At 54.2% G+C, this 19,863-nt stretch carries 18 protein-coding genes; 10 read left to right on the top strand and 8 right to left on the bottom strand.

Annotated elements, in window-relative coordinates; translation table 11 throughout:
• The first annotated feature begins 9 nt into the window (after window positions 1-9).
• Window positions 10-399 carry a lactoylglutathione lyase gene (gene gloA / locus L103DPR2_RS06500; RefSeq protein WP_055360285.1) on the top strand — a complete coding sequence of 130 codons (390 nt, stop codon included), beginning with the start codon at window positions 10-12 and terminating at the stop codon, window positions 397-399.
• Here gloA and eda read toward each other — a convergent pair.
• Together eda and edd are read right to left on the bottom strand one after the other, a co-directional pair.
• Window positions 381-1,025, bottom strand: a complete 645-nt coding sequence (eda, locus tag L103DPR2_RS06495) for a bifunctional 4-hydroxy-2-oxoglutarate aldolase/2-dehydro-3-deoxy-phosphogluconate aldolase (protein WP_055360284.1) — start codon at window positions 1,023-1,025, stop codon at window positions 381-383. The two genes, gloA and eda, sit on opposite strands and share 19 nt — an antisense overlap.
• Complete coding sequence (edd, locus tag L103DPR2_RS06490; RefSeq protein ID WP_055360283.1) at window positions 1,016-2,863, bottom strand: phosphogluconate dehydratase; 1,848 nt, start codon at window positions 2,861-2,863, stop codon at window positions 1,016-1,018. Before edd ends, eda begins: the two co-directional genes overlap by 10 nt.
• A 203-nt stretch (window positions 2,864-3,066) precedes the next feature.
• On the opposite strand from edd, the gene L103DPR2_RS06485 reads away from it, so the two are divergent.
• Together L103DPR2_RS06485 and pdxH are read left to right on the top strand one after the other, a co-directional pair.
• The gene (locus tag L103DPR2_RS06485; RefSeq protein ID WP_055361901.1) at window positions 3,067-3,645 is read left to right on the top strand and encodes a gamma-glutamylcyclotransferase; all 579 of its coding nucleotides are present in this window, start codon (window positions 3,067-3,069) and stop codon (window positions 3,643-3,645) included.
• Between the two features lie 3 nt (window positions 3,646-3,648).
• Window positions 3,649-4,281 carry a pyridoxamine 5'-phosphate oxidase gene (gene pdxH / locus L103DPR2_RS06480; protein ID WP_055360282.1) on the top strand — a complete coding sequence of 211 codons (633 nt, stop codon included), beginning with the start codon at window positions 3,649-3,651 and terminating at the stop codon, window positions 4,279-4,281.
• Here the strand turns inward: pdxH and L103DPR2_RS06475 are convergent.
• From L103DPR2_RS06475 to msrA, 4 genes are read right to left on the bottom strand one after another with little or no spacing between them, the layout of a single operon-like run.
• A complete protein-coding gene (locus L103DPR2_RS06475) occupies window positions 4,278-5,234 on the bottom strand; it encodes an AEC family transporter (RefSeq protein WP_055360281.1) in 957 nt (318 codons plus the stop codon). The genes pdxH and L103DPR2_RS06475 overlap by 4 nt on opposite strands.
• 50 nt (window positions 5,235-5,284) lie before the next feature.
• A complete protein-coding gene (locus L103DPR2_RS06470) occupies window positions 5,285-7,336 on the bottom strand; it encodes a TonB-dependent receptor (RefSeq protein ID WP_082466740.1) in 2,052 nt (683 codons plus the stop codon).
• Window positions 7,337-7,396: 60 nt separating this feature from the next.
• Window positions 7,397-7,726: a hypothetical protein gene (locus L103DPR2_RS06465; RefSeq protein ID WP_156339866.1), complete on the bottom strand. Its 330-nt coding sequence runs from the start codon at window positions 7,724-7,726 to the stop codon at window positions 7,397-7,399.
• The gene (gene msrA / locus L103DPR2_RS06460) at window positions 7,723-8,274 is read right to left on the bottom strand and encodes a peptide-methionine (S)-S-oxide reductase MsrA (protein ID WP_055360279.1); all 552 of its coding nucleotides are present in this window, start codon (window positions 8,272-8,274) and stop codon (window positions 7,723-7,725) included. Before msrA ends, L103DPR2_RS06465 begins: the two co-directional genes overlap by 4 nt.
• Before the next feature lie 158 nt (window positions 8,275-8,432).
• Here msrA and L103DPR2_RS06455 point away from each other — a divergent pair, with 158 nt between their 5' ends.
• From L103DPR2_RS06455 to L103DPR2_RS06425, 7 genes are all read left to right on the top strand, one after another.
• Window positions 8,433-9,620, top strand: coding sequence for an acyl-CoA dehydrogenase (locus L103DPR2_RS06455; protein ID WP_055360278.1), 1,188 nt, complete (start codon window positions 8,433-8,435; stop codon window positions 9,618-9,620).
• Between the two features lie 121 nt (window positions 9,621-9,741).
• Window positions 9,742-10,377 (top strand): TetR/AcrR family transcriptional regulator, encoded by a 636-nt coding sequence (locus tag L103DPR2_RS06450; protein ID WP_055361899.1) that lies wholly within the window; start codon window positions 9,742-9,744, stop codon window positions 10,375-10,377.
• 8 nt (window positions 10,378-10,385) lie between these two features.
• A complete protein-coding gene (locus tag L103DPR2_RS06445; protein ID WP_055360277.1) occupies window positions 10,386-11,516 on the top strand; it encodes an efflux RND transporter periplasmic adaptor subunit in 1,131 nt (376 codons plus the stop codon).
• A gap of 20 nt (window positions 11,517-11,536) precedes the next feature.
• The gene (locus L103DPR2_RS06440; RefSeq protein WP_055360276.1) at window positions 11,537-14,713 is read left to right on the top strand and encodes an efflux RND transporter permease subunit; all 3,177 of its coding nucleotides are present in this window, start codon (window positions 11,537-11,539) and stop codon (window positions 14,711-14,713) included.
• Window positions 14,714-14,770: 57 nt separating this feature from the next.
• Window positions 14,771-15,436 carry a protein-L-isoaspartate O-methyltransferase family protein gene (locus L103DPR2_RS06435; RefSeq protein ID WP_055360275.1) on the top strand — a complete coding sequence of 222 codons (666 nt, stop codon included), beginning with the start codon at window positions 14,771-14,773 and terminating at the stop codon, window positions 15,434-15,436.
• Between the two features lie 2 nt (window positions 15,437-15,438).
• Complete coding sequence (locus L103DPR2_RS06430; protein ID WP_055360274.1) at window positions 15,439-15,777, top strand: rhodanese-like domain-containing protein; 339 nt, start codon at window positions 15,439-15,441, stop codon at window positions 15,775-15,777.
• 45 nt (window positions 15,778-15,822) lie between these two features.
• Window positions 15,823-17,142 carry a TolC family outer membrane protein gene (locus L103DPR2_RS06425; protein WP_055360273.1) on the top strand — a complete coding sequence of 440 codons (1,320 nt, stop codon included), beginning with the start codon at window positions 15,823-15,825 and terminating at the stop codon, window positions 17,140-17,142.
• Here L103DPR2_RS06425 and L103DPR2_RS06420 read toward each other — a convergent pair.
• Both L103DPR2_RS06420 and L103DPR2_RS06415 read right to left on the bottom strand, forming a co-directional pair.
• Window positions 17,120-18,394 carry a 3-deoxy-D-manno-octulosonic acid transferase gene (locus tag L103DPR2_RS06420; protein ID WP_055360272.1) on the bottom strand — a complete coding sequence of 425 codons (1,275 nt, stop codon included), beginning with the start codon at window positions 18,392-18,394 and terminating at the stop codon, window positions 17,120-17,122. The two genes, L103DPR2_RS06425 and L103DPR2_RS06420, sit on opposite strands and share 23 nt — an antisense overlap.
• A 61-nt stretch (window positions 18,395-18,455) precedes the next feature.
• Window positions 18,456-19,859, bottom strand: a complete 1,404-nt coding sequence (locus L103DPR2_RS06415) for a phosphomannomutase/phosphoglucomutase (protein WP_055360271.1) — start codon at window positions 19,857-19,859, stop codon at window positions 18,456-18,458.
• Window positions 19,860-19,863 lie beyond the last annotated feature (4 nt).

The following is a 19,863-nucleotide window of genomic DNA, read 5'->3' as shown; positions in this document are numbered from 1 at the left end:
ATACGTTTTATGCGATTACTACACACCATGCTTCGCGTTGGCAACCTTCAACGCTCGATCGATTTCTACACCAAGGTGATGGGCATGCAATTGCTCAAAACATCTGAGAACCCCGAGTACAAATACTCGCTGGCCTTTGTTGGTTACGGCAGCAACCCCGACCATGCTGAGCTAGAGCTCACCTACAACTGGGGCGTGGAGTCTTACGACATGGGAACTGCTTACGGCCACTTGGCCATTGCAGTACCCGATGCCTACGAAGCTTGCGAAAAGATTCGCAACGCGGGTGGCAAAGTGACACGTGAAGCCGGTCCTGTGAAAGGTGGCACCACGGTCATTGCCTTCATCACAGACCCCGATGGCTACAAAGTGGAACTGATTCAGCGCAACTTCAGCTGACAAGCTTCACGCGCAAGTTGCTCAATGCGAGGCCAATCGCCTTGAGCCAAAGCATCGGCTGGCACCAACCAAGAGCCACCGACGCAAGCCACATTGGACAAGCTCAAAAACTCTGAAGCATTCTGAGGTGTGACGCCACCCGTTGGGCAAAAGCGAACGTCAAAGAAGGGGCCGCCCCAGGCTTTCAGCATGGAAGGACCGCCTGCTTGCATGGCCGGAAAGAATTTCAATTCGGTGTAGCCGTCTTCTTGCGCCATCATGATTTCGCTGCCTGTGGCCACGCCGGGCAACAAAGACAAACCTTGGTCGCGACAGGCTTGGCCCACAGCTGATGTGTAGCCAGGGCTGACAGCAAACTTGGCGCCCGCATTGGCAGCCGCTTTGGCATCGGCCGCACTGCGCACCGTCCCTGCGCCCACCACCGCATCGGGCACTTCTTTGGCAATGGCTTCCATACAAGCCAAAGCTTGAGGGGTGCGCAATGTCACTTCCAACATGCGGATGCCACCGGCCACCAAGGCGCGCGCCATGGGAACAGCATGCGCCACATCGTTCAACACAATGACTGGAATGACGGGGGCGTCTTGCATCACTTGCAAGGCGGTGAACGGTGCATTTACAGCCATGTACAGGCTCCTTCTTCAGCTTTCAGCGCATGCTTGCGCAAATTGGTAAACAGTTCTCTTCCCATGCCGCGGCTGTTGGCCGCTTGCAAATCTGTTGGCATGGTAGCGGGAGTTCGTGCATTCCAAGTTTCTGGATCGATCAAAACTTGCAAAGTACCCGCCACCGCATCCAAGCGAATGATGTCGCCATCCAAGACACGCGCAAGGGGCCCACCTGATGCCGCCTCGGGCGACACGTGAATGGCTGCGGGTACTTTGCCTGAAGCACCACTCATCCGGCCATCAGTGACCAAGGCCACTTTGAATCCCTCTCCTTGCAACACAGCCAAGGGCGGCGTGAGTTTGTGCAACTCGGGCATGCCGTTGGCTTGCGGGCCTTGCCAACGCACCACGCACACCACATCTTTGGCCATGTTGCCGGCTTGAAACGCTGCCAACAATTCTTCTTGTGAATTGAACACCTGAGCAGGGGCTTCAATCACATGGAGTGCTTCGGGCACAGCAGACACCTTGATAACACTGCGGCCCAAATTGCCCTGTAACAATCGCAAGCCGCCAGTGGCACTAAACGGCGCTGTAGCAGGCCGCACCACGCTTTCATCTTTTGAGGCGCCAATGTCTTGCCACGCCAGCTGGCCATTCAAAGCCACGGGTGTTTGGGTGAACTCACGAATGCCACCGGCACGCACGGTCATCACATCTGCATGCATGAAACCTGCATCCAACAATTCACGAATGACATAACCGGGGCCCCCTGCCGCTTGGAATTGGTTCACGTCGGCACTGCCGTTCGGATACACGCGCGTCAACAAGGGCACCACATCCGACAGCGCAGAGAAATCGTCCCAGTCAATGATCAAGCCAGCCGCTCGGGCCACAGCCACCCAGTGAATCAGGTGATTGGTGGAGCCGCCCGTGGCCAACAAAGCCACCATCGCGTTGACGATACAACGCTCGTCCACCAACTTGCCGATGGGCGTGAATTGCTTGGCTTTGACCAACTTCAAAACAGTGCGCACCGATTCACGCGTCAGCTCACTGCGCAGGCCATCACCCGGATTGACAAACGCTGTGCCAGGGACATGCAGACCCATGGCTTCCAAAAGCATTTGGTTGCTGTTGGCAGTGCCATAAAAAGTGCACGTGCCTTCACCGTGATAGGCGGCAGATTCTGCTTGAAGCAATTCTGCGCGGCCCACCAAGCCTTGGGCCGCTTGTTCACGAACTTTGGATTTTTCATTGTTCGACAAGCCACTGACCATCGGACCTGCAGGAACAAAGACTGTGGGCAGATGACCAAAGTGCAAAGCACCAATCAGCAAGCCCGGTACAATTTTGTCGCACACACCCAGCATCAAGGCGGCATCAAAAACGTCGTGACTCAGTGCCACGGAAGTCGACATGGCAATCACATCACGGCTGAACAAGCTCAGCTCCATGCCTGGCGTGCCTTGCGTCACACCATCGCACATGGCCGGCACACCGCCTGCCACTTGGGCTGTGGCGCCCCACTTGCGCGCTTCGTCTTTCACCACATCGGGGTAATGCTGAAAAGGGGCATGCGCTGACAACAGGTCGTTGTAGGCCGTCACCACGCCGATGTTGGGACCGCGCTCTGTGACACTCACCACAGGAATGGCCGCCAAGCCCGAAGCTTTCGATTTGTCGGCCGGCGGCATGGCGGCAAATGCGTGCGCCACATTGGCACAGCCAAGCCGATCAGCGCCGGGTTTGCGTGCGGCGGCTTCTTCTACTTGCTGCAGGTAAGCAGCACGACTCGCTTGGCTGCGCTGGGCAATGCGGGCAGTCACTTGGGCTACGGTGGCATTCAGGGTCATAAGAGTTTGATTCAATTGAAAGACGGCTTGTAACTTTGTTACATAACGAATGGTAACTCCTCATCCCCCTCTTTGGTGCATTCACAGTTACAGATCAGTTACGAATTTTCTCAAGACAGCAACTGGCAAGCTCTGGTTTACCCTCAAAATAGACGCACTACATGTTGCCCAACACTTTGAAATTCAACAGCCCTCCTCTTGGCATGCGAGCCGACCAAGCCCTCTGCGAACCCACCCAAGAAGCCTTGCTGACGCAGTGGCCTGCGTCACAGGATTTGTGGGTATTTGGTTACGCCTCCCTCATTTGGCGGCCAGAGTTTGAAGTCTTGGAGCAACACCTCACCAAGGTTCAAGGCTGGCACCGCGCCTTGAAAATGTGGAGTCGTTTAAACCGCGGTACACCCGAGTGCCCAGGCTTGGTCTTTGCCCTGCTCTCGGGTGGCAGTTGCCAGGGCATGGTTTTCAGAACGCCTGCCGCCGATGTGAAGCAAACCATCGAAAAACTTTGGTTTCGTGAAATGCCCAACAGTGTTTACACACCGCGTTGGTTGCAGTGCCCAACGCCTCAAGGCCCCGTCAATGCCTTGGCTTTCACTCTGCCGCGCAACAGTCCCAGCTTCACTGGCGACCTAAGACCTTCTCAATACAGGTACATCTTTCAACATGCCAAAGGCCGCTACGGCACCACCTTAGACTACGCACAAGAAACACTGAACAGCTTGCAACAACACGGCATTCAAGACAAAGCTTTGGCAGCTTTGCTCGAACATGCCAAGGACTGAATCATGAACATCGCAGATCTGCGTAAAAGTTACGAAAAAGCCGAGTTGAGTGAAGACGCTTCGGATGCCAATCCCTTGAAGCAATTTGAGCGCTGGCTCAACGAAGCCATTCAATCCGAAGTGCCGGAACCCAACGCCATGACCGTGGCCACTGTGGCCAGCAACCTGCGTCCCAGCACCCGCGTGGTGTTGATCAAAGGCTATGACGAGCGCGGCATCGTTTGGTACACCAATTACGACAGCCGAAAAGGCCGTGAGTTGGCTGGCAACCCTTTTGCAGCTTTGCAATTTCACTGGGTTGAATTAGAACGTGTGGTGCGAATTGAAGGTCGCATGGAAAAAATCAGCGACGAAGAAAGCGATGCTTACTTTCACAGCCGTCCACTGGACTCGCGCATTGGCGCGTGGGCCTCACCGCAAAGTCAGGTGATTGAAGGTCGCACTGTGTTGGTGACCAATGCGGCCAAGTACGCTGCGCAGTTTATGCTGAACCCACCTCGCCCACCGCACTGGGGCGGCTACCGCTTGGTGCCCGATGAATGGCAATTTTGGCAAGGGCGCAAAAGCCGTCTGCACGATCGACTGCGCTATCGTTTGAATGAAGGCGAATGGTTGCGGGAGCGTTTGGCGCCTTAAGCCGGCAGCATGGGCAGCAATGCCATGACCAAGGTGACGCTGACCAATGCCAGCGCGGTGGACACTGCAACAGCGGCGGTCACCACATCCTCTTCCTTTTGATAACGCTGCGAAAACAAAAACACATTGGCACCAATGGGCAACGCAGCGGCCACCACCATCACCGTCAGGTGCAAGCCGCGCATGCCCATGGCATAGCCGGCTGCGGCCATGAGCATGGGGTGCACAAACGTTTTCACCACAGAAATTTTCATGGCGCCCTTGAAGTTTTCACCCACGGGGGTTTGCGCCAACGTAATGCCCACCAACACCAAGGCCACAGGCCCAAATGAAGCACCCAACAATTGCAAAGGCTTGTCCACAATGGGGTGCAGGCCCCAGCCGGTTTGTGCATAAATGAGCCCAATCAAAATAGGCAAAGGCACTGGGTGCAACACCGCATTTTTCATCGCCATGCCCACCGTTTTGAGCATGTGCCGAGACTCACCATGTTCAGCCGCATGTTCATATGCCATTTGCAATTCCAACACCACGGTGGCCATGGTGAGCAACACCAAGGCATGCAAAGAAATCAGGGTGAACAGCAACACTTGACCAGGCTCGCCATAGGCCAAACCAACGAGGGGCACGCCAATCATGAGGGTGTTGCTGAAGATACTGGCCAGTGCCAACACCGAGGCACGAGAATCACGGCCATACATCATCAGCATGATGAAAAACAAAGCACTCGCCACCACAAAATATTGGAAGACGGGTCGCAAGTCCAAAGTTTCCAGATGCACAGAACTCATGGTTCTGAAGAGCAAGGCTTGCGCCAACACCAGAAACACCAAATTGGTCAAATCACGGACCGCGTCTTGCCGAACCAATTTGGCGCGACCCGCCACAAAGCCCATCGAGATCAAAAAGACAACTGGCAGCAGGGACGATAAAACAGGATGTTCAAAATTCATGACCCCCCGATTATCAGTGCGTCATGCATCCCTGCTGGCCAAGTGCTGATTTAAAAAGTCGCCATCACGCCCAATTTGAAACTTCTGCCAGGCAAAGGGGATTTGCCAGGTGCCGTGGTCGTCAAAATGGATGTGGCGCTGTAAGCCCATTGATTGCTGGCGTTGTCGAGCTTGGCAAACCAATTCAAAGCGGCTCCCGACACCTTTTGCTTGTAACTCACAAAACCATGCCACAAGGTGTAGGCCGCTGTGGCCGCAGCGCCTGTGGGCACGCGGTCTTGTGCCGCATACCAATCAAAGCCCCAATCGGCACGCCACGGGCCAGTGGTGTGAATCAATTTGGCACCCAAGCGAACGGGCGAAATTCTGGGCAAGGGTTCGTTGACACTGAGGTTCTGTGCCCGCACCGCATCGGCCTTGAGCGCCAAGTCCAAGCTGCTGGTGGACTGCAACAATCGCCATTGCGCTGCCGTCTCAAAGCCTGTGAACTTGGCGCGCACGCCTTGGTACTTTTGTACTGGCAGGCCGTCTTCCACTTCCAAGGTGCTCATCAAACCAATGAAATTGGAAAACTGGCTTTGAAATGCTGTGATCTTGAATTGATGGGGCCCCTGCTGCCAATCTGCTGTGAGATCGATGCTGTTGGCCTTTTCTAAACCTAAATTGGCATCTCCTTTTTCCCATGCGGCCGTTGCCACGTGCGGGCCATTGGCAAACAACTCATAGTCCTTGGGTGCACGTTGAACCTGTGACACATTGGTGCTGAGACGCCATTGAGGCATCCATTGCCAAGACGCAGAAGCAGCCACACTTTGCGGCGAAAACTTGCGCTGCCCCACTTCAAAACGGTCTACGCTTGGATCTGGATTGCCCAGCGATGCCACCGTCACATTTTCTTTGCGCGCACCCACATTGAATAGCAAGTCGTTCAAAGCATATTCTTCAAACACAAACGCCGCGGTGCTTCGGGTATGGCTGAAAGGTGCAAAGGCCTCTGTACCATTGGCAGAGAATTTACCTTGTTCCGATTGCAAGCCCCAAACGCCTTCCCATGTGCCAGCGCCCAGACGCCAAGGTTTGTGGCGCAGCTGAACACGGACATCATGTCCTTGGTTTGCAAACAAGGTGCCTGGTGCACCTGCATCGAATTCAGTGTGCTTGTAATCTGTTTGGCTGGCTTGAAAATTGATTTGTTGGAAGAGACTGGAATCGGGTCGCCACTCACCTTCTAAGGCTGCGTGCTTTGAACGCATCCCAATGGTCACTTCGTCCTCGGCCACCGTGCCGTAGTTGCTTTGGTACTCACTGAGCGACATGCCCACATGACCACGCTCTAAAAACAGGCTGGCACCCACGGCACCACCTTGAGAATCACTTGCGGAATTGCAAATGCGTGAAGTGAGTTCGGGGGCACCTGGTTTGCCGCATGGCAAGTTGCGAGGCACCTTCACATCCTTGGTATGTCGATCAAATGCGTCCGCATGGAATACCCAAGCGCCTTGCCCCACTTCCAGCATCGCACCCTTAGAACGCTCGCCATTGCCAGAGGCCCATTGAGTTTGCGCTTTGCCCGCAATGCCTTGCATGGGTTGGCGGGGAATGCGGTTGTCGATGACATTGACCACACCCCCCATGGCGCTACCGCCGTATTGCAAGGCGGCAGGTCCGCGCAACACTTCAATGCGCTCGGTGGTCAGCACATCCGTCGGCACTGCATGGTCATAACTGAGCGAAGAAACATCCATGCTGGCGCCACTGTTGTTGAGCACACGAATGCGATCACCGTCAAAACCGCGAATGATGGGCCGGCTGGCATTGGGTCCAAAGTAAGTGCTGCTGACACCTGGCAGTTGATTCAAGGTTTCGCCCAAGGTACTTTGCCCCTGCTGCAGCAATGACTGCCCCGACAAACTGCTCACGGCATTGAGGCTTTGAGATTTAGACAATGGATTGCCAGTGATGACCACTTCCTGCACGGCTTGCGCCAAGACAGCAGGCACAAAAACACCATGACCTATCAGCACCACGGCGGATGCTGAAACCGACAATAAGGCATTGCAAGGCGCACGCATGACGCCTTGTCGAGAAGAAATTTTGAACATGAAAAACCTTTGAAAATGAACAAGCACTCAAGCCTTGGCTTGAGCAACTTCAAACATGATTCAAAGGCTGGTGGGCGGTGCGCGCGCAGAGAATGCCAGTGTGAGCGCCACATTACGTTGCGCAAACTGACCAGAAATGAACAAGGCCTCAGGCTGTTCAAACTGTAGCGTGAGGGCTGCTGACTGTGGTCCCTCATCGGATGCCAAATGGTCTAAGGCTTGGCAGACCAAGGAGCCTTCAGTGTGCTCACTGAAGAGTGATTGTTCAGAAAAGGCTGTGGACTTTAAACCGTGAATTGTCTTGTGAATTTGCCCCCAAACAGGCGCAAGCATGACCGCACTGATCAACAGTGCTTGCAACAAGCAGCGCAGTTTGGTTTGAATTCTCAAGGCGTTTTGGTCCACTCAGAAAAGGTCTTTTTGAACTTCCAAACCTTGGGGGCCGCCACAGCCATGCAGTAGCCCTGCGTTGGATTGCGCTCAAAGAAATCTTGGTGATAGTCTTCCGCGGCACTGTAGTTATCCAAGGGCAACACCTCTGTCACCACGGATGCGTCAAAAACCCCCTCCGCTTCGATTTCAGCGATGATAGCTTTGGCAACTTCAGCTTGATCTGGGGTGGTGAAATAAATGCCGCTGCGATATTGCGTGCCACGGTCATTACCTTGACGGTTCAAGGTGGTGGGGTCGTGAATGACAAAGAAAATCTCGAGCAAGGTTCGGGTGCTGATGACTTGCGGGTCGTACACCAACTTCACCACCTCGTTGTGCCCAGTTGTGCCTGAGCAAACTTGCTCGTAGGTGGGGTTGCGGGTTTGACCGTTGGAATAGCCGGACTCCACATCCAAGACACCTTTAACTTGAACGAACACCGCTTCGGTGCACCAGAAGCAGCCACCGCCAAGGACCAAGGTTTGCGCATGAGTAGGAATTTGCATGCGTTCATTCTGACCCAAAACGGCCGCTCCTAAGCTAAAACCCCGCCATAAGAAGGCACATGTCACCGCCTCAACAGGTTACTCGATGGGACAACTCCATGGAACATTTCGCATGACGATAAAATCCCAACATCTTTAATCTTGGATGGATTGACATCATGAAGCCTAGCTTTCAATGGGACGACGCCTTTTTGCTGAACGAACAACTGAGCGATGACGAACGTGCGATCGTCGACGCAGCGCACAACTTCTGCCAGGAGAAGCTCCAAACGCGCGTATTGATGGCGGCTCGCAATGAAAAATTTGACCGTGAAATCATGAACGAATTTGGCAGCATGGGCTTTTTGGGTTCCACCATTGAAGGCTATGGTTGCGCGGGCTTGAACTATGTCAGCTACGGCTTGGTGGCTCGTGAAGTTGAGCGTGTTGACAGCGGCTACCGCAGCGCCATGAGCGTTCAAAGCTCCTTGGTCATGCACCCCATCAATGAATATGGCTCCGAAGCGCAACGCCAAAAGTATTTGCCCAAGTTGGCCACTGGCGAATGGGTGGGTTGCTTTGGCCTCACAGAACCCAACCATGGCTCTGACCCTGCCAGCATGATCACGCGCGCCAAGCCCGTGGATGGCGGCTTCATCATGAAGGGCGCCAAGATGTGGATTACCAACGCGCCGATCGCTGATGTGTTTGTGGTGTGGGCCAAATTGGAAGGTGAAGGCGACGGTCAGTCCGCCATTCGCGGCTTCATTTTGGAAAAAGGCATGAAGGGCCTGACAGCCCCCAAGATTGAAGGCAAGATGAGCTTGCGCGCCAGCATCACCGGTGAAATTGTCATGGACGATGTGTTTGTGCCCGAAGAAAACATGTTGCCCAATGTGTCAGGCTTGAAAGGCCCCTTCGGTTGCTTGAACAAAGCCCGTTACGGCATTGCCTGGGGCGCTTTGGGTGCCGCAGAAGACTGCTGGCACCGTGCCCGCCAATACACCATGGACCGCGTTCAGTTTGGCCGCCCCTTGGCGCAAAACCAATTGATCCAAAAGAAATTAGCCGACATGCAAACCGAAATCACTTTGGGTCTGCAAGGCTGCTTGCGCGTTGGCCGTTTGATGGACGAAGGCAAATCAGTGCCCGAGATGATCAGCCTGATCAAACGCAACAGCTGCGGCAAGGCCTTGGACGTGGCCCGCATGGCCCGCGACATGCACGGTGGCAACGGCATTCACGACGAATACCATGTCATTCGTCACATGATCAACCTCGAAACCGTCAACACCTACGAAGGCACGCACGATGTGCATGCCCTCATCTTGGGTCGTGCACAAACTGGCCTTCAAGCCTTCTATTGAGATTGCTCAAGCTCTCTCTCAAAAAGACCGCTACGGCGGTCTTTTTTTTGGCCTGTCCTTCGCTGAGTGCTTGACGCTCCTAGGCCAAGACCGTACATTACTAACCAACGAGTCATTAAACGTGTCTGAATTACTTTCTCCCCCCAAACGCGAGCGTCGCAAGCAGCATCGCCCAGGTGAATTGCTGGAAGCGGCTTTAGACCTTTTTGTTGAAAAAGGCTATGCCGCCACACGTTCCGAAGAAGTGGCCGCCAAAGCGGGTGTGTCCAAAGGCACCCTCTTTTTGTACTTCCCCAGCAAAGAAGAATTGTTCAAAGCGGTGGTGCGAGAAAACGTGGTCAAAACAGTCACCGATGGTGCTCTGGAAGTGGCCAATTTCAAAGGCACCAGCAAAGAGTTGCTGCACTTCCTCATGCGCGAATGGTGGCGAAGGTACGGTGCCACCAAAGCCTCAGGCATTACCAAACTGATCATCAGCGAAGGCAATCACTTCCCAGAACTGGCGGCCTTCTACCAAGATGAAGTCATTACGCCGGCCGTCCGCATTCTCAAAGATGTGCTGCAACGCGGCCGAGACAGTGGCGAATTTAAAAACTTTGACATCGACAGCACCGTGATGGTGATCATTGCGCCCATGCTGTTTTTCATCATGTCTAAACATGCCAATGCCATGTGCCTCGCGGGCCAACCCAACACGCCACCCGAAAACTTCATTGCACAGCACGCCGACCTCATTGTGCGTGGGCTTTCCGTCTGAACATCACCATGAACTTTCTTTCAAAACGTGCGCTGATCGCAGCACTGCTCCTCATTGTCTTGGGCGCATCCTTGGGCTATTTCCGCGGTTGGTTTGGCAACACGCGAGTGAACACCAAGGCGCCGCAAACCAACGGGCCCATCAGCATCGAACTGGCACCCACGGATGTTGTCATCGCACAAAAGATCAGCATGACACACGGCCTGCCCATCTCTGGCACCCTCAAGGCAACTCGCAGTGCCATGGTCAAGGCCCGAGTGGCTGGTGAATTGCAGGCCCTTGAAGTTCGCGAAGGCGATGCCGTAGCAGCGGGTCAAGTTCTGGCACGTGTTGACAGCACTGAATATGTTGCGCGGCAAAGACAAGCACAGCAGCAAGCTGAAGCCGCTCGCGCCCAGGTCGAGGTGGCGCAGCGCCAATTCGACAACAACAATGCCTTGGTCAGCCAAGGTTTCATTTCTAAAACGGCCTTGGACACCTCCATCGCCAATTTGAATGGCGCCAAAGCAACTTACCAAGCCGCCATGTCGGCTTTGGATGTGGCCACCAAAGCCGTGGACGATTGCATCTTGAGGGCCCCACTCAGTGGCCTGATCAGCCAACGCTTGGCTCAGCCAGGTGAACGTGTTTCACCCGAAGCGCGCATCGTTGAAATTGTTGACTTGTCACAATTGGAATTGGAAGCAAGCCTCACGTCGACCGATGCATTGAATGTGAAGGTGGGCCAAACCGCCAAGTTGTTCATTGAGAACAGCAACCAATCGGTCACCGCCAAAGTTCTGCGCATCAACCCCAGCACGCAAGTGGGCAGCCGAAGCGTCTTGGTCTATTTAGGACTCAGTTCACACCCCCTGCTCCGCCATGGCATTTTTGTTCAGGGCAGTTTGGGAACGCAAAAGATTCAAGCCGTGGTAGTGCCTCTCGAGAGCGTGCGCAACGACAAAACAGAACCCTATGTGCAGACGCTTCAAAATGGCAAAGTGGTGCATGTGAAAGTGGCCACAGGGCTCAAGGGTGAGGTAGAAGGAAAAGCCGTGATGGCCTTGAGCGAACTGAATGAAGGTACTCAAGTTTTGGCCCCCAGTGCGGGTACTGTTCGCGATGGCACCTTGGTCACACTCAACAGCAGCAAGCCCTGAGCTTTTAAAGGTCCCCTCTCATGTGGTTCACCAGGATCAGTCTGAAGAATCCGGTTTTTGCAACCATGATCATGCTCGCCTTTGTGGTGATGGGCCTGTTTGCATTCCAACGCCTGAAAGTCGATCAGTTTCCCAACATTGACTTGCCCGTGGTGGTGGTCATCACTGAGTACCCCGGCGCTTCACCCGAAATCGTCGAGAGCGAAGTGACCAAGAAAATTGAGGAAAGCGTCAACACCATTGCGGGCATCAGCGCCCTCACTTCACGCAGCTACGAAACGCAATCGGTGGTGGTGATTGAGTTTCAACTCAATATGGATGGCCGCAAAGCAGCCGACGATGTGCGAGAAAAAGTGGCAGCCATTCGCCCCATGTTGCGTGATGAGGTCAAAGAACCGCGCATCATTCGCTTTGACCCCACCAGCAAAGCCATTTGGTCACTTGCGGTGATTCCAGAAGTGCGCAGCGGCGGCACAAGTACCAGCTTGGTCGAGCTCACCAACTATGCCGAACAAGTCTTAAAGAAGCGCCTTGAAAACATTCGCGGTGTGGGCGCAGTCAATGTGATTGGCGGCAGCCGCCGTGAAATCAACATTTATTTGCGCCCCGACGCCATGGAAGCCCTGGGCGTTAGCGCCGATCAAATTGCCAATGCCGTTCGCAACGAAAACCAAGACCTGCCCGTAGGAGCCCTCCGCTCTTTCACACAAGAACGCGTGATTCAAATTCAATCGCGCGTGAAACGGCCTGAAGATTTTGGCAACATCATTGTGGCGCGCAAGGGCAATACGCCTGTGCGCTTGTCACAGGTCGCGCAAGTGAAAGACGGCGCGCAAGAAATTGAGAACATGGCGCTTTACAACGGCGAACGCACCTTGTTGCTCACAGTGCAAAAGGCTCAAGATGCCAACACCATTGAGGTGGTCGATGGCCTCATGGGCTCCCTCAAAGAGTTGCGCAAACAAGTGCCTGCCGACATTCGACTCGAACCCGTGTCCGATGGCTCACGGCAAATTCGCGTGGCGGTTGACAACGTTCGCAGAACCCTGATTGAAGGCGCACTGCTCACCATTCTGATTGTGTTCTTGTTCTTGAATTCTTGGCGCTCCACCGTCATCACTGGCCTCACCTTGCCCATCTCGCTGATTGGTACTTTTTGGTTCATGAACATGTTTGGTTTCACCATCAACATGGTCACTTTGATGGCTTTGTCGCTTTGTGTAGGCTTGCTGATTGACGATGCCATTGTGGTGCGCGAAAACATTGTGCGGCACGTGCAGATGGGCAAAAATGCCTACGACGCCGCCATGATTGGCACGCAAGAAATTGGCTTGGCTGTGCTGGCCACCACCTTGTCCATCGTGGCTGTTTTCTTACCGATTGGCTTCATGGAAGGCATCATCGGCAAGTTCTTCCATGAGTTTGGCATCACCATTGTGGCTGCCGTTTTGATCTCCATGTTTGTGAGCTTCACATTGGACCCCATGCTCTCCAGTGTCTGGCACGACCCCAGCATCCACCAACACGACAAGCCTGCAGGCACTTTGAATTGGTACGATCGCAGCATTGGCCGTGTGACGCATTGGTTTGAACTGCAAACCGACCGCATGGCCGATCGCTACCAACACATGCTGGCCTGGGCGCTGAAACACAAGCGCAGTACCTTGCTCTTGGCTGTTGGCATTTTCGTCGCTAGTATCTTGATGGTGCCCTTGCTAGGCACCGAGTTTGTTCCCAAAGGTGATTACTCCGAAACCACCTTGAGCTTTCAAACGCCAGTGGGCACCTCACTTGAAAGCACCGCCTTGAAGGCCAAGCAAGTGGAAGCCATCGTGCGTGAATTTCCAGAAGTGCAGTACACCCTCACGGGCATGAACACCCCCAACGCGCAGGGCAAAAACAACGCCAGCATTTACATCCGTCTGGTCGATCGGAAATTGCGTCAACGCAGTGTCGAAGACATTTCCATTTTGTTGCGCGAGCGGCTTTCCAAGATTGCAGGCATCACCGTGACACACGTGGGCATTTTGGACAGCGTGGGTGGCAACAAACAAATTGAGTTTTCAATTCAAGGCCCCGATCAGCGCGAACTCGAGCGCATCACATTGAAACTGATGGACCGATTCCGTGCCATTCCCGGACTGGTTGATTTGGACAGCAGTGTCAAAGCCAACAAACCCACCATTGCAATTCAAGTGATGCGCGAATCGGCCTCCGACCTGGGATGGAACGCTTCAAGTTTGGCCAATGGTTTGCGAACTTTGGTGGCAGGTCAAACGGTTGGCAATTGGCGCGCCCCAGACGACCAGACCTATGACGTGAATGTGCGGCTGGCACCGGACTTCCGAAACAGCCCCCAAGATTTAGAGCGCCTGCCATTCAATGTGGCCTCACCGGATGGGCAAACGCGCATCGTTCGTCTTGGTCAAATTGCACAAGTTCAAGAGACCACGGGCTCCAATCAAATCAACCGTCGCGACATGGTGCGCGAGGTGGCCATCAACGCCAACGCCTCGCTTCGTTCGGCGGGTGAAATTTCTGCGGACATTCGCAAAATTTTGGACTCTGTGGCCTGGCCACCCGGCTACCGCTATCAATTTGGCGGCTCGACCAAAAGCATGAACGAGTCTTTCCAATATGCCACTACCGCGCTCTTGATGGCGGTCATTTTCATTTACATGATCCTGGCCAGCCAGTTCAAGAGCTTCTTGCAGCCTTTGGCACTGATGACTTCCTTGCCGCTGACACTCATTGGCGTGGTCTTGGCCCTGATGGCCTTCGGCTCGGCCCTGTCCATGTTCTCGGTCATTGGGGTGGTGATGCTGATGGGCTTGGTGACCAAAAATGCCATTTTGCTGGTCGACTTTGCCATCCGTGCCCGCGAAGGTGGGGTTTCGGACACAGGACAGCCAGTGGCCGGGCTTGATCGCACTGAAGCCCTGTTGATGGCTGCCCGTGTCAGGTTGCGCCCCATTTTGATGACCACCTTGGCCATGATTTTCGGCATGATGCCCTTGGCTTTTGCCATCACCGAGGGCTCGGAACAACGCTCCCCCATGGGTCAAGCCGTCATTGGCGGCGTGATCACCTCCTCCTTGTTGACCTTGGTGGTGGTGCCGGTGGTTTACTGCTACATGGACGATTTGAGTGAATTTTTAAAGCGACTGTGGTCCGGCAAGCAAAAAGGCACGTCTTAAGCCCCGCCAGAAGCTAAAATGGAAATGCTTAGAATTAGATACCCCCTGGAGTAACAAATGAACAACGATATCGCCCGCTTCAACATGATCGAACAGCAAATTCGTCCTTGGGAAGTTTTGGACGGACAGGTCTTGTCATTGCTGTCGGCCGTTAAGCGTGAAAACTTCGTGCCAATGGCGAACAAGGCATTGGCGTTTGTTGACATGGAAATCCCGTTGCAAGCCCATGGCACGCAGGGTCAAGTGATGTTGGCCCCACGCGTAGAAGCCCGTTTCTTGCAAGATGCCGCCATTCAACCTACAGACAAAGTTTTGGAAATTGGCACAGGCTCTGGCTATATGGCCGCATTGGCAGCGCACCAAGCTGCCTCCGTGCTCAGCTTGGAAATCGACAGCAACTTGGCCCAACAAGCCCGCGCCAATTTGCAAGCAGCTGGCATCACCAATGTGGAGGTGCGCAACACCGATGGTTGCCAAGGCGCGCCAGCCGACGGCCCCTTTGATGTCATCTTTCTAAGTGGCTCTGTGCCCGAAGTGCCACAAGTTTTGCTGAATCAATTGAAAACTGGCGGTCGCTTGTTGGCGGTGGTGGGCGAAGACCCTGTCATGCGCGCCAGCGTCATCACTCGCACCGGCGAACAACAGTGGCAAACCTCAGAGCCTTGGGATACCGTAGCGCCGCGCCTGCAAGGCTTCCCCGAGCACAATCGTTTTTCTTTTTGAACATGCAACAAATTAGCCCCTCAAAATTCAAGGACTGGCTTCAAGAGGCCGCCTCTCTGGGTGAACCGTTGGTTTTAGACGTTCGCGAAACTTGGGAGTGCCAGTTGGCCAGCATTGCGCCAGAGGGCTGTGACGTCATGATCATGCCCATGCAAACTGTGCCTGCACGTTTAACTGAATTGGACAAGGATCGGCCGATTGCATGTTTGTGCCACCACGGCGGCAGAAGCATGCAAGTGGGTGCATTTCTTGAACGCCAAGGCTTTACCCAAATCACCAACATCAGTGGCGGCATTCACGCTTGGTCAAGTGAAGTTGATCCCAGCATTCCCGTTTATTGATTTTCAATTTCCATCTCACTCTGGCTTTAGCCCCGAAAGATTTACATGAACATGCGCTTTCTTCCCATCACGTTGGCCATCTCTGCAGCTTTCGCGGGCTCAGCCCAAGCGCAGAGCCTGATGTCTTTGTACGAGACAGCTCGCGGCTACGACGCAGCTTACAAAGCTGCACAGTCTCAGTACACCGCCAACCTGTCTAAAGGCGATCAAGCCAAAGCCTTGCTTTTGCCCACAATTGGCCTGTCAGCCAACGTCAACAAAACAGAAGTCGAATTACTGGCAGCGGCCCAAACAGTCACATCCCAAAGCAAGGCAGCCACCTTGAGCGCTTCACAACCGCTTTACCGACCTGCCAACTTTGCAACTTACCAGCAAGGCATGCGCCAATTGGAATTGGCCAGCGTTCAGCTCAAAGCAGCAGAGCAAGACTTGATGGTGCGCCTCAGCCAAGCTTACTTTGATGTCTTGGTGTCGCGCGAAAGCTTGGACTTTGTCAAAGCACAAAAAGTGGCAGTTGCCGAACAATTGGCAGCGGCCAAGCGCAACTTTGAAGTTGGCACCTCCACCATCACCGACACACGTGAAGCGCAAGCGCGTTACGACTTGGTCTTGGCGCAAGAAATTGCAGCCGACAATGATCTGCGCATCAAGCGTTTGGCCCTGAACCAATTGGTTGGCCTGAACAACATTGAACCCAAGTCGCTTTCTAGCAAAGCCAAGTTATCGGGCCCTGATGCTCAAAGTTTGGAGCAATGGGTTCAGCAATCTGCCGAACAAAATCCAAGCGTGATTCAAAGCCGTGCTGCGTTGGAAATTGCCAAATTAGAAACCAGCAAAGCAGAAGCGGGTCACAAGCCCACCTTGGATTTGGTGGCAGGCTACACCCCTACCCGCTACAAAAACGGCAAGGGCATCAACACCTCACAAGTTGACACCAACACCAACAGCGTCACCTTGTCTTTCAACATGCCTTTGTTTGCAGGTTTTGCCACGCAGAATCGCATCAAAGAAACAGTGGCTTTGGAAGACAAAGCACGTTCCGATTTGGAAGCTGCCGAGCGCAACGTGGCGCAAGCCACTCGCTCTGCCTTCTTTGGTTTGCAGTCTGGTTTGGGCCAAGTCAATGCGCTGCAAGCTGCAGAAGCTTCCAGCCAAAGTGCCTTGGATGCCAACAAGTTGGGCTACCAAGTGGGTGTGCGCATTAACATTGATGTGTTGAACAGCCAAAGCCAGTTGTTCCAAACCAAACGCGATTTGGCCAAAGCGCGCTACGACGTGTTGCTGGGTCAGTTGAAGCTGCGTCAAGCGGCTGGCACTTTGACTGAAGCCGATTTGGCTTCCATCAATGCACTGCTGAACCCTTGATCAACCATTCGCGCACAGCATCCGCTGTGCGCTGCGTGGCGCCGCCGTGTTGTTTGGAAAAGCTTGAAGCTTTTGCGGCTTGACTTTCTAAAAGCGCGCTGTTTTGCACCAGTGCCACGGCGCTCTCTAGGGCCAAGGCCATGTTGGCCACACGCAACGCAGCCCCCTCCGCCAATGCAGCCTCCGAAGCCTCTGCAAAGTTAAAGGTGTGTGGCCCCATCACCACAGGACATCCGCAAGCCGCTGCCTCAATGAGGTTTTGCCCTCCCAAGGGCTCAAAACTGCCGCCCAACAAGGCCACATCGGCCAAGCTGTAGTACAGCGCCATTTCCCCTAAGCTGTCGCCCATGAAAATCGTTGAACCTGCAGCGTTGACGGGCGGCGAAGCGCCCTCTTCTTGCCCCCATGAACTTCGGCGCGACACTTGAAAACCTTGCTGCTCAATCAACTGAACCACCTCGTTCACGCGCTGAGGATGACGAGGCACCAGCAGCCACTGAACGTGCTCATCCGGGTTGGACTTCACAAAGCTTTGCCACGCATCCAACCACAAGCGCTCTTCACCTTCGCGTGAACTGGCCAGCATGATGATGGGCATCGCAATGCGCGAACGCCAAGCTTGACCTTTTGCAACTTGGGCTGCATCGGGTGTGGCGTCAAACTTTAAATTGCCGGTGATTTTTTTCACCTTGGCACCTAAAACTTGGAGCCGCGTGGCATCGTCTTGGGTTTGGGCCAGGACCGCTTGGAGACCCGCGTAGGCAGGCTTCATGAGCGAGGGCCAACGCAAGGCTTGCCGCATGGACTTTTCACTCATGCGGGCATTGACCAACACCAAAGGCACCTTGAATTGCTGCGCAAAGCGAACCCAATTGGGCCAAACTTCAGTTTCCAAGATCAGGCCAAGGCGAGGCTGAAAGGCTTTGAAAAATCGCGTCACAGCGTCCAGCGAATCCCAAGGCTGCCAAACTTGAACATCGCCTGGCTGCAATAACTTTTGGCCCTCTTCACGGCCTGTGGCTGTACCGTGGGTTAACAGCAATTTCATGCTTGGATATTGTTCGCGCAAGCCTTTGATCAAAATACCGGCGGTTCGCGTTTCCCCCAAAGACACTGCATGAACCCACACCCATTCACCTTGGGTGGCATGCGCGTAGTGACCAAATCGTTCCTCAACAAATTGGCCATACAAAGCTTCTGCCTTGGCGCGGCGCTTTAATTTTTGACGCAACAAGGGCTGTGCCCACTGCATCAGTGTGCTGTAGAGCCAAAGGGACAAAGTTGATTTCACAGAATGGATTCGGCCGTCAAGCTCAGTGGACCGAATGCTGCAATTTCGCATCGGGCTTGACGGTGCGAAGCAAGGCCAACATGGCATGCTCAATGCGGTCCAAAGCCACCTGCGTGTGGCCTTCAAATCGCAACACCAACACGGGCGTGGTGTTGGAGGCGCGAATGAGGCCAAAGCCATCGGGCCAATCCACACGCAAGCCATCGATGCTTGAGATTTCAGCAGGTGCATTGAAGTGTTGCGAGGCCACAGCTAGCAATTGCGCAGTGAGTTGATGCGGCTCCCCCTCTTGGCAAGCCACATTCAATTCGGGGGTGCTGAAACTGGTGGGCAGCGATTTGAGCACAGCGTTGGCGTCTGCACTGCGGCTGACGATTTCAAGCAAGCGACAACCTGCATAAGTGCCATCGTCAAAACCATACCAACGTTCTTTGAAAAAGATATGCCCACTCATCTCGCCACCCAAAGGTGCTTGGCCGCCGCCAGCTTCAATCTCTTTCATCTTGGCTTTGATCAAAGAGTGGCCCGTTTTGTACATCAACGGCGTGCCGCCTGCGGCACGAATGGCGGGCGCCAAACGCTGCGAGCATTTGACATCAAACAAAATGGTGCCCTGCGGAATGCGGCTCAGCACATCTTGGGCAAACAGTTGCATCTGACGATCGGGGTAAATGGTTTCGCCATCTTGGGTGACGATGCCCAAGCGATCGCCGTCGCCATCAAAGGCCAAGCCCAGTTCAGCGCCTGAACTTTTCAAAGTAGCGATCAGGTCTTGAAGATTTTCAGGCTTGCTAGGGTCAGGGTGGTGATTGGGGAAATGACCGTCCACCTCGCTGAACAGTTCAATCACCTCGCAACCAATTGCACGAAAGATGCCGGGGGCACTTGCGCCGGCAATGCCATTGCCTGAATCGACCACAATTTTCATAGGACGGCTGAGTTGAATGCCGCTCACAATTCTTTGAATGTACGCCGGCATGATGTCTGCCGATTGCACCTTACCCGCATTGGACAGCACCCAAGACTCGGACTCGATGAGTTGGCGCAGTGTTTGAATTTCATCGCCATAAATGGCACGACCGCCCAACACCATTTTGAAACCGTTGTCGTCTTTGGGGTTGTGACTGCCTGTGACTTGAATGCCGCTGTCACAGAGGGTGTGGGCGGCAAAGTAAAGCTGGGGCGTGGTGGTCATGCCCACGTCAATCACTTGGATGCCCACCGACACCAAGCCGCGCATCAAGGCACTGGACAAAGTGGGGCCACTCAAGCGGCCATCTCGGCCCACTGCCACGGTGTTGCGCCCCTCTTTCAAGGCCATAGTGCCAAAGGCTTTACCCAAGCCTTCGGCCAAGTCTTCATTCAGGGTCCGGGGGTAGGTTCCGCGAATGTCGTACGCCTTGAAAATGGATGCCGTCACTTGCATAAAG

Source organism: Limnohabitans sp. 103DPR2 (assembly GCF_001412575.1).
Taxonomy (GTDB): Bacteria; Pseudomonadota; Gammaproteobacteria; order Burkholderiales; family Burkholderiaceae_C; genus Limnohabitans_A.
This window is presented reverse-complemented; position numbering and strand designations above follow the sequence as displayed.

Excerpts from the sequence above, each read along its gene's own strand:
- gloA (WP_055360285.1), top strand. The coding sequence starts at position 10 with ATGCGATTACTACACACCATGCTTCGCGTTGGCAACCTTCAACGCTCG.
- eda (WP_055360284.1), bottom strand. The coding sequence starts at position 1,025 with ATGGCTGTAAATGCACCGTTCACCGCCTTGCAAGTGATGCAAGACGCC.
- edd (WP_055360283.1), bottom strand. The coding sequence starts at position 2,863 with ATGACCCTGAATGCCACCGTAGCCCAAGTGACTGCCCGCATTGCCCAG.
- L103DPR2_RS06485 (WP_055361901.1), top strand. The coding sequence starts at position 3,067 with ATGCGAGCCGACCAAGCCCTCTGCGAACCCACCCAAGAAGCCTTGCTG.
- pdxH (WP_055360282.1), top strand. The coding sequence starts at position 3,649 with ATGAACATCGCAGATCTGCGTAAAAGTTACGAAAAAGCCGAGTTGAGT.
- L103DPR2_RS06475 (WP_055360281.1), bottom strand. The coding sequence starts at position 5,234 with ATGAATTTTGAACATCCTGTTTTATCGTCCCTGCTGCCAGTTGTCTTT.
- L103DPR2_RS06470 (WP_082466740.1), bottom strand. The coding sequence starts at position 7,336 with ATGTTCAAAATTTCTTCTCGACAAGGCGTCATGCGTGCGCCTTGCAAT.
- msrA (WP_055360279.1), bottom strand. The coding sequence starts at position 8,274 with ATGCAAATTCCTACTCATGCGCAAACCTTGGTCCTTGGCGGTGGCTGC.
- L103DPR2_RS06455 (WP_055360278.1), top strand. The coding sequence starts at position 8,433 with ATGAAGCCTAGCTTTCAATGGGACGACGCCTTTTTGCTGAACGAACAA.
- L103DPR2_RS06445 (WP_055360277.1), top strand. The coding sequence starts at position 10,386 with ATGAACTTTCTTTCAAAACGTGCGCTGATCGCAGCACTGCTCCTCATT.
- L103DPR2_RS06440 (WP_055360276.1), top strand. The coding sequence starts at position 11,537 with ATGTGGTTCACCAGGATCAGTCTGAAGAATCCGGTTTTTGCAACCATG.
- L103DPR2_RS06435 (WP_055360275.1), top strand. The coding sequence starts at position 14,771 with ATGAACAACGATATCGCCCGCTTCAACATGATCGAACAGCAAATTCGT.
- L103DPR2_RS06430 (WP_055360274.1), top strand. The coding sequence starts at position 15,439 with ATGCAACAAATTAGCCCCTCAAAATTCAAGGACTGGCTTCAAGAGGCC.
- L103DPR2_RS06425 (WP_055360273.1), top strand. The coding sequence starts at position 15,823 with ATGAACATGCGCTTTCTTCCCATCACGTTGGCCATCTCTGCAGCTTTC.
- L103DPR2_RS06420 (WP_055360272.1), bottom strand. The coding sequence starts at position 18,394 with ATGCAGTGGGCACAGCCCTTGTTGCGTCAAAAATTAAAGCGCCGCGCC.
- L103DPR2_RS06415 (WP_055360271.1), bottom strand. The coding sequence starts at position 19,859 with ATGCAAGTGACGGCATCCATTTTCAAGGCGTACGACATTCGCGGAACC.